Source organism: Streptococcus parasanguinis, from assembly GCF_016648855.1.
Taxonomy (GTDB): Bacteria; Bacillota; Bacilli; order Lactobacillales; family Streptococcaceae; genus Streptococcus; species Streptococcus parasanguinis_L.
This window is the reverse complement of the sequence record NZ_JACLQU010000005.1, coordinates 117342-126783: the sequence shown is the minus strand read 5'-3', so window position 1 is coordinate 126783 and position 9442 is coordinate 117342. Positions and strand designations below refer to the sequence as shown.

5 protein-coding genes are annotated in these 9442 nt (G+C 42.5%); all 5 read left to right on the top strand.

Going from position 1 to position 9442, the window contains the following annotated elements; genetic code table 11:
• Positions 1-621: 621 nt before the first annotated feature.
• Complete coding sequence (locus H7T92_RS04905; protein WP_049473337.1) at positions 622-1164, top strand: hypothetical protein; 543 nt, start codon at positions 622-624, stop codon at positions 1162-1164.
• A gap of 203 nt (positions 1165-1367) precedes the next feature.
• The gene (locus H7T92_RS04900; RefSeq protein WP_201037236.1) at positions 1368-3029 is read left to right on the top strand and encodes a ribonuclease J; all 1662 of its coding nucleotides are present in this window, start codon (positions 1368-1370) and stop codon (positions 3027-3029) included.
• Positions 3030-3099: 70 nt separating this feature from the next.
• Complete coding sequence (locus tag H7T92_RS04895) at positions 3100-3882, top strand: alpha/beta hydrolase (RefSeq protein ID WP_070449436.1); 783 nt, start codon at positions 3100-3102, stop codon at positions 3880-3882.
• 284 nt (positions 3883-4166) lie between these two features.
• Positions 4167-5624: a glutamate--tRNA ligase gene (gltX, locus tag H7T92_RS04890; protein ID WP_201037235.1), complete on the top strand. Its 1458-nt coding sequence runs from the start codon at positions 4167-4169 to the stop codon at positions 5622-5624.
• A gap of 237 nt (positions 5625-5861) precedes the next feature.
• Positions 5862-9442: accessory Sec-dependent serine-rich glycoprotein adhesin (locus tag H7T92_RS04885; protein ID WP_201037234.1), on the top strand; the 3581-nt coding region annotated here is incomplete at its 3' end.

Here is a 9442-nt window from a genome sequence, read left to right as displayed (position 1 = left end):
GCGTAGTAGAGCCCACTCAACCACTGCGTCTTGCTCGACAATCCAAAAATAATTGAGAGGCTAGGACTTTTGTCCCATCCTCTTTTCTTTTTCTTAAATCATCTATAAAACCGCATAAAATTAGGAACTAGTTTCAGCGGAATCGCTTGCAATTACTTAGGTGGCTGAGTATAATATAGTTAGAAAGATGAAGAAGGGATTGATACCAATGCCTTATCGAGTTGAAATTTAGGTTACTTCGTTTTAGGCCTGTTTTGCTGATAGTTGTTCATGCTCTTATCGTAAAAGAGCAGTCATGTCGTGTGTGTCGGATCGGTTGGACGGTCGGGCAAACCTGCTTAGTTTGTCCGGAGACATAAGAAAACGTGGAAATAGTAGGTAGAAGCTTTTTGTAAAGGTTTTCAAACTTCAATGCGTCCAGTCGAAAACTAATCATTTGGATTTGGGATAGCAAAGAAAACCTCTGGTATTTTACACAAATACTATTAAATGAAATCAACATCATAAACATTGTTTTGTTAGCCAAAAGGTTAATTGCACCAAGTCAGTGAAGCAGACCAGGCCTCTAGTCCCGTAAGACTGGAGGCCATTTTTATAAGATACTCAGGAGGAGGTGAGAGTATGGGATTGTCGTATGCGCAAGAATATAGTTGTCGGGACCATTTTCGGCAGAGAGCTTTTGAGCGCTTTGGCGTAGATGATCAGCACTTGAATAAGTGGATCAACCAACACCTCTCCTCCCTCTCTCCTTATGATAGTAATGTGGTTCAACCCGCCAACACAGAAGCCTATGTAGCCAGTGATGGCGTCATCTTTGTTTGCAATATCAAAAGTCGGGAGTTCATCACTTGCTTTAAGGCGGTTAATTACCAAGAATCTAAGGAAGAAGAGGAAGCCTATACGGACATTCACGAAAACAATGTCGCTTCCTTCAAAAAAGATGTGAACCACCTAGTCAATCGCTACCGACTCAAGGAAGCCAAAGAGCTGTTTGAAAACATTGGGGAGGACTTGGATGATTTTTATCGCCTGTCCCAAGCGGTCAAGAACGGCCAATTGAGCGAGCGAAATAGTAAGCGCCTAGAGGAATTATTAGGCAAGTTTCATGTGATCAAGGCAGCCATGCGGATCATTGAAAATAAACGGGGAGATTACCATCTTTAGGGTCTTTTCCCCCTAAAAATAGGCGCCTAGAAGTCCTCTCATCTACTTCAGATGAGAGGACTTTTTTGCTGTGGAAAGCTTTTTGAAAAAAAGAGAAAAAAATTGTATAATAGAGTGGATATGCAAGTATTTGCAAAGCTGTAATTCGACTTGGGCGACCAAGGACCGTAAGTATTAAAATAATCACACTAAAGGAGACAACAGTGAGTAGTATTAAATTAGTCACTCTTGGCGGTGTTCGAGAAAATGGGAAAAATCTCTACGTTGCCGAAGTGAACGATTCGATTTTTGTCTTGGATGCAGGTTTGAAGTATCCAGAAAATGAGCAACTTGGGGTGGATGTCGTTATCCCCAACATGGATTATCTATTTGAAAACAAGGACCGCATTGCGGGTGTTTTCTTGACCCATGGTCACGCGGATGCCATTGGGGCCTTGCCTTATCTTTTGGCGGAAGCGAAAGTCCCTGTATTCGGGACAGAGTTGACCATTGAGTTGGCTAAACTCTTTGTAAAAAGCAATGACAGTGTGAAGAAATTTAATGACTTCCATGTCATCGATCAGAATTCTGAGATTGATTTTGGTGATGCCGTCGTCTCTTTCTTTCAAACAACCCACTCCATCCCTGAAAGTATCGGGATTGTGATTGGCACTCCTGAGGGCAATATCGTCTATACAGGAGACTTTAAATTTGACCAAACTGCCAGCGAGTCGTACGCGACAGACTTTGCTCGCCTAGCTGAGATTGGACGCGAAGGTGTGCTTGCCCTCTTGAGTGATTCAGCCAATGCGGATAGCAAGATTCAAGTTGCCAGTGAGCAAGAAGTGGGCGATGCTATCTTAGATACGATTGCAGACTGGGATGGTCGTGTCATCGTAGCGGCGGTAGCCAGCAACCTTTCTCGGATCCAGCAGGTCTTTGATGCTGCGGCTGAGACTGGCCGTCGGGTGGTCTTGACAGGGTTTGATGTGGAAAACATCGTCCGCACAGCTATTCGCTTGAACAAATTGTCTCTTGCCAACGAAAAACTCTTGATCAAGCCAAAAGAAATGAGCCGTTTCGAGGATCATGAATTGATCATTTTGGAAACAGGCCGGATGGGTGAGCCGATCAACGGCTTGCGCAAGATGTCGATTGGTCGTCACCGCTATGTGGAAATCAAAGATGGAGACTTGGTCTACATCGTTACAACGCCATCGATTGCCAAAGAAGCAGTGGTAGCTCGTGTAGAAAACATGGTCTACCAAGCAGGTGGAGTTGTCAAATTGATCACGTCTAGCTTGCGCGTGTCTGGTCACGGAAACGCACGGGACTTGCAGTTGATGATCAACCTTCTTCGTCCTAAATACCTCTTCCCGATCCAAGGGGAATACCGCGAATTGGATGCCCATGCGCGAGTAGCGATGGAAGTCGGTATCTTGCCTGAAAACATCTTTATTCCAAAACGCGGAACGGTAATGGAGTATGAAAAAGGTGACTTCGTTCCTGCCGGTAGCGTCTCAGCAGGAGATGTCATGATCGATGGGAATGCCATTGGTGATGTGGGCAATATTGTCCTTCGTGACCGCAAGGTCTTGTCAGAAGACGGTATCTTTATCGTGGCGATCACGGTGAATCGCAAAGAGAAGAAAATTATTTCCAAAGCGCGCGTGCACACCCGTGGTTTTGTCTATGTCAAGAAAAGTCGGGATATTCTTCGTGAAAGTTGCGAATTGGTCAACCAAAGCGTCGAAGATTATTTGAATCAAGATAGCTTTGACTGGGGTGAGTTAAAAGGTTTGGTACGCGACAACTTGTCTAAGTTCTTATTTGAACAAACCAAACGCCGTCCAGCCATCCTACCAGTCGTGATGGAAGTGAAATAATAGAAGAAATGGAAACGCTTGGCGGCCCGAGGCTTGCCGAGTGTTTTTAACAGTAGAAAGAGGAAATCAAATGGCAGTTATGCAGATTGAGTATTATTCAGAAGCCTTGAAGATGGAGTGGGGCGTGTCCGTCCTTTATCCTGATGCATCGCGCGTGGAAGATCCAGCGGATACGGATATTCCAGTCCTTTATCTCTTACACGGGATGAATGGCAACCACCACTCTTGGTTGAAGCGAACCAATGTGGAGCGCATTTTGCGCAATACCAATCTGATCGTGGTCCTACCTAATACCAATAATGGTTTTTACACAGATACCCAGTATGGTTACAACTACTACACAGCCATTGCGGAGGAATTGCCAGAGACTCTTTCTCGCTTCTTCCCTAATATGACCAAGAAACGGGAGAAGACCTTTATTGCTGGTCTATCCATGGGTGGCTATGGATCGATGCTCTTGGCTCTCAAGACCAATCGTTTCTCTCGTGCGGCTAGCTTTTCCGGCGCTCTGAGTTTCCACGATCGGGACTTTGAAAACAATGACTTGGAGCAACCGGCTTTTTGGAAGGGGATCTTTGGAGAGATTGAGGATTGGACGACCAGTCCCTATTCGCTAGAGACTGCTGCCAAGAAGTTTTCAGATAAGAAGACCAAACTCTGGATCTGGTGTGGGGAGCAGGATTTCCTCTATGAGGCCAATAATTTTGAAGTCAAGGAACTAGAAAAGTTAGGTTTGGATGTCACCTATACCCACAGCCCAGGTAAGCACGAATGGTTCTACTGGGAACGTGAGTTGGAGCACTTTTTACAAACCCTACCAATCGACTTTGAATTAGAAGAACGGTTAAAATAAGATACAAAGGGCGTAGCGGATACAGTCAAAATAGGGAATTCGACGCAGAATCCGAGAGATTCTAGGAGGATTCATCTTTTTGACACAATCCGCAGCCCGTGTTCGTTTAATAAGATACCAATAGATTGGATATCAGTCAGAGCATTTGTTCTGGCTTTTTTCCTATACATAGGAAGAAAGGCTAGAAAGGTCACTTATTCATTTCAGTCCTGCTTTCTTTGTGGTATAATAGGAACGATTGAAAAATGAGCTAGAAATAGCGAACAAGATAAGAGGAGAGAAATATGGCAAAAGATATTCGTGTGCGTTATGCACCAAGTCCAACAGGGCTACTACACATCGGAAATGCTCGTACAGCATTGTTTAACTACTTGTATGCGCGTCACCATGGTGGAACCTTTATCATCCGTATCGAGGATACAGACCGCAAACGTCACGTCGAAGACGGAGAACGTTCACAGCTCGAAAACCTTCGTTGGTTGGGAATGGACTGGGATGAAAGTCCTGAGACGCATGAAAACTACCGCCAATCAGAACGGCTACCACTTTATCAAAAATACATCGACCAACTCTTGGCGGAAGGAAAAGCTTACAAATCTTACGTCACTGAAGAAGAGTTAGCGGCTGAACGTGAACGCCAAGAAGCAGCAGGTGAAACACCTCGCTACATCAACGAATACCTTGGGATGAGCGAAGAAGAAAAAGCAGCTTACGTTGCAGAACGTGAAGCAGCGGGCATCATCCCGACGGTTCGTTTGGCGGTGAATGAGTCAGGTATCTACAAATGGCATGATATGGTCAAAGGCGATATCGAGTTTGAAGGTGGCAATATCGGTGGTGACTGGGTCATCCAAAAGAAAGATGGCTATCCAACTTATAACTTTGCCGTTGTGATCGATGACCACGATATGCAAATCTCTCACGTTATCCGTGGAGATGACCACATCGCCAACACTCCAAAACAACTCATGGTCTATGAAGCGCTTGGATGGGAAGCACCAGAGTTCGGTCACATGACCTTGATCATCAACTCTGAAACTGGTAAGAAGTTGTCTAAACGGGATACCAATACCCTTCAGTTCATCGAAGATTACCGGAAGAAAGGTTACCTTCCAGAAGCAGTCTTTAACTTTATCGCTCTTCTTGGTTGGAACCCTGGTGGGGAAGACGAAATCTTCTCTCGCGAAGAACTGATCAAGCTCTTTGATGAAAATCGCCTCAGCAAGTCTCCAGCTGCTTTCGACCAAAAGAAAATGGACTGGATGAGCAATGAGTATATCAAGAATGCGGATCTTGCGACCATCTTTGAAATGGCCAAACCATTCCTCGAAGAAGCAGGACGTTTGACAGACAAGGCTGAGAAATTGGTGGAACTCTACAAACCACAAATGAAGTCAGTGGATGAAATCGTTCCATTGACAGACCTCTTCTTCTCAGATTTCCCAGAATTGACAGAAGCAGAGAAAGAAGTCATGGCTGGTGAAACAGTGCCAACTGTACTTGAAGCCTTCAAGGCAAAACTTGAAGCCATGTCAGACGATGAGTTTGTGGCAGAAAATATCTTCCCACAAATCAAAGCGGTTCAAAAAGAAACTGGGATCAAAGGGAAGAATCTCTTTATGCCAATCCGTATTGCCGTTTCAGGTGAAATGCATGGTCCTGAATTGCCAGATACCATCTATTTACTTGGACGCGAAAAATCCATCCAACACATTGAAAGTATGTTGGAAAAAATCAGATAATTATCAGAAAAGTCCCTATTAAATGGGGCTTTTTGTTTTACCTCTAAAGTAAAAGTATTATAGGATTTTTTCAAAAAATTGCCCCGGTTTGACAAATTGATCCTACTGAAAACGATTTTATTACTATCTAAAACAAAAATTATAAAAAAATAGCAATAATTAAGGATAATTGCTTCCAAAAATCGACAGATTAGTCTATAATGTAAGGGAAATAAAAAATGTAATAAGGAGACAGAAATGTTTTTTAAACGTTCGAACGGTGAATTCCGTGAAACGGATCGAGTGACTCGTTTCAAATTGATCAAGTCAGGTAAAAACTGGTTGCGAGCAGCGACTTCTAACTTTGGTCTTTTGAAAGTCATTCGTGGTCAAGTCGAAGAGACTGTTGTAGCTGAAGTGCGTGAAGACGCAGTATCAGTGAAAGAAATGACAAGCCGTGGCTTGCTCAAAGGGATCGTAGCAGCTGGGGCTGTTCTTGGTGCAGCTACAGTAGCGAACACTGCAAAAGCAGATGAAACTGGATCAGATGTTGCGACTGCATCTGAGCTTTCAAGTGAAGCTCTTGTAGAACAAGGAAGTACGGTACTTGGTACAACTTCAACAACTGAATCTCAGTCTGAATCAACAACAGAATCAACAACTGAGTCAACAACAGAATCAGCTAGCGCTTCTGCATCTGCAAGTGCTTCAACCTCTACAAGCGTATCTGTATCTCACTCAGCTTCATTGAGCGAACAAGGTTCAGCAGAACTTTCAGCAGCTTCAAGCGAATCAACTGTAGCAGCTGGCTCTGAAGCAAGTGTAGAAAGCACTACAACAGTAGCGAAAGCTGAAGATAAAGTTGTTTTGGAACAAAACACTTCAGAAGCAGCATTGTTGAACAAGATTGCAGGAGACTACTCAGCAACTGTTTCAGCTCCAGAAAAGAAAGCAGCACTTGATGCTGCCATCGCTAAAGTTCAAACAGAATTGACAGCAAGCAACAGCTTGGTCAATGCTAATGCATCAGCGCAAGCATACGCAGACCAACGCGAACGTTTGAGCAAGTCAGTAGATGACATGATGGCAACCTTGACTGCAGCAGGCTTTACTGGCAATACAACAGTGAATGGTGCTCCAGCAATTTCAGCACAGTTGGCACCAATCTCAACAAGCACTACTGGTAGTGTAGCTACTTCACCAGTTATTACAAATGCAAATGGTGCAACGATTGAAGATCCTGAATTCAACGCAGCTGGTTATGCATTGGATCCAAATGCTGATCGTTTGACTTTTGGTGTATGGCAATTCCTTAAAACAAACCAATCTACTGGTGCGAAAACAAACTTTGATTACTATGCTACCCTTGCAGTAGACCGTTCAGCCATCACTGGTAGTCTCTCAGCTAACCCAGATGTTTACTTGCGTATCGTGAAGAAATCGGATGGTTCAGAAGTTTATACTCGTACTATTCATGCAGGGGAAAGCAATATTTCACTTCCAAGTTACATCACAAACAACAATTCTGATGTAACAAATACCTTAACTTATGCGGCTTCTAACGGAAAAGATCCAGGGAATGTGACCTTCTCATTGGTTAACCCTCAGCATGTATATGAAACTCTGCAAATTCGTGATATCAACTATCCTGGTAACCAGGGTGAAGATAAGCCGAACATTCAAACTTCTGTTCCTTATGCTAAAGTTGATCAAACAACACACTATAAACTTGTTGATAGCAGCAAGTATACAAAAGGACAAACTTATACACCAACTGGAAATGAAACAGACCTTGCAAGCTATACGCAAACAGGTCTTGCTGGTCAAAAATTCACAGCTTCAGGAAACCGTAATATTGAGGGGTATGAACAAGTTCCAGCAACAACAGACGCAACTCAAAAAACATCTGGTATCCTTGGTAAAGGTGTTGTTGGCCAAAAATTGGTCGAACTTCAAGGTGGAGCAAACCACTACTACGTGAAACGTATTTCTGAAATCGTTGATACCAATGGTTCGACTGTAACGAAATTCTACGCTCTTGACCCATCACAAGTTAACAATTTTACAGCATCAGATATTGGTACTGAAGATGTATCTAAGTACACACTTGTTTATACAAGTAAAGTAAATAAAGCTAACTCAATTTGGGAAGCTGATGAAACCAAAGTTACAAGAGTAAACAGCAAAAATGGTGACTACTATATTGAAGTTAACGAAACTGCTGGAAGTCGTGCATTAATTATCACAGGTTGGTTCTCTACTACAGAGACTGATACATATAAACAAATGGATGGAACGATGCATACTTATCCACGTCCATTTAAAGGAGCGCCTGACCGTTCTCTTACAGCTGCCTCATCAGCCAATAATCAGTATAATGTTATTGCTGGGAAAAACCCAGAAATTCAGGCAGAAGGATCTGTTGCAAATGACCCAACAGCACCAAATGGTAAAGTATACTCTAATTTGAAGGGTTATGTATCATTCTCCAATAACTACTCAATTCCAACTGCGATTCAACCATCGACTGATGTAAATTATTACTTTGTTAAGTCAGACGAAAAAGGAAGTGTTTACGTTCACTATAAAGATACTGAAGGAACAACTATTAAAGCTTCAGTAACAGATGAAGATAAACAACCTATCAACAAAGCATATGACACAGTAGTAGATAACCGTCCAAATACAATTGAGTACAACGGTAAAACTTATGAGTTGGTACCAGCAGGTACATATACTGTTGGTCAAGTCGACTCAGATGGTCACCTTACAACTTCAGATGATGTTAAAGGTTCAGTTGCTAAACAAGATAAAAATGTAACGTATATCTATAAAGTGAAAGAAACACCAAAAGAAGGTGAAGTTGTTATCACTTATGTAGATACGAAAGGTAACGAAATCCAAAAATCTCGTCAAGATACACCTAAATCACCATATGACACACCATATGATACAACTGAAAAAGGTGAAAAACCAAATATCATCAAGACAACTGATGGTAAGACATATAAAATTGTTCCTAAAGGTGATTACCCAGTAGGAGGTGTTGATGAAAACGGTCATTTGAAATCTTCAGATCCTATTACTGGTAAAGTTGACAAACCAAAATCAACCATTACTTACGTTTATGAAGAAGTTGGAAGTGTCTTTGTTCATTATAAAGATATTAACGGAAATACGATCATGGGATCTGTTATTGATGAGCAAGATCAACCACTTGATAAGGATTATGATACTGTAGTAGATAATCGTCCTAAAGAAATTAAATTTGAAGGTAAAACTTACGAACTTGTAGAAGCTGGTAATTACCCAGTAGGTCAAGTTGACAGCCAAGGTCACTGGACAGGTGATGATGATACGACTGGTAAAGTGGCTTCAGGTGAGAAGAATGTTACTTATATCTATAAGTTGAAAGTGGAATCACAATCAGATTCAGGTTCAAATTCAGCATCAGCATCAACATCAGCTTCACAATCATTATCAGAAGTTGTATCTAACTCACAGTCTGTATCAGAACAAGCTTCTACATCATTGTCTGAATCAGTACAGGAATCAGCATCGGTATCAGCATCTGAGTCATCGTCATTGAGCACGTCGGCGCAAGAATCAGCAAGCGAATCAGCATCAGAATCAGCGTCAGTATCGGCATCTGAGTCAGCATCGTTGAGCACATCAGCGCAAGAATCAGCAAGCGTATCAGCAAGCCAATCAGCATCATTGAGCACATCGGCTTCAGCATCAGCTTCTGTATCAGCAAGTCAATCAGCATCATTGAGCACATCGGCTTCAGCATCAGCTTCTGTATCAGCAAGTCAATCAGCATCATTGAGCACATCGGC

What these genes read in the sequence shown, in the direction of transcription:
- H7T92_RS04905 (WP_049473337.1), top strand. Translation starts at nt 622, where the DNA reads ATGGGATTGTCGTATGCGCAAGAATATAGTTGTCGGGACCATTTTCGG.
- H7T92_RS04895 (WP_070449436.1), top strand. Translation starts at nt 3,100, where the DNA reads ATGGCAGTTATGCAGATTGAGTATTATTCAGAAGCCTTGAAGATGGAG.
- gltX (WP_201037235.1), top strand. Translation starts at nt 4,167, where the DNA reads ATGGCAAAAGATATTCGTGTGCGTTATGCACCAAGTCCAACAGGGCTA.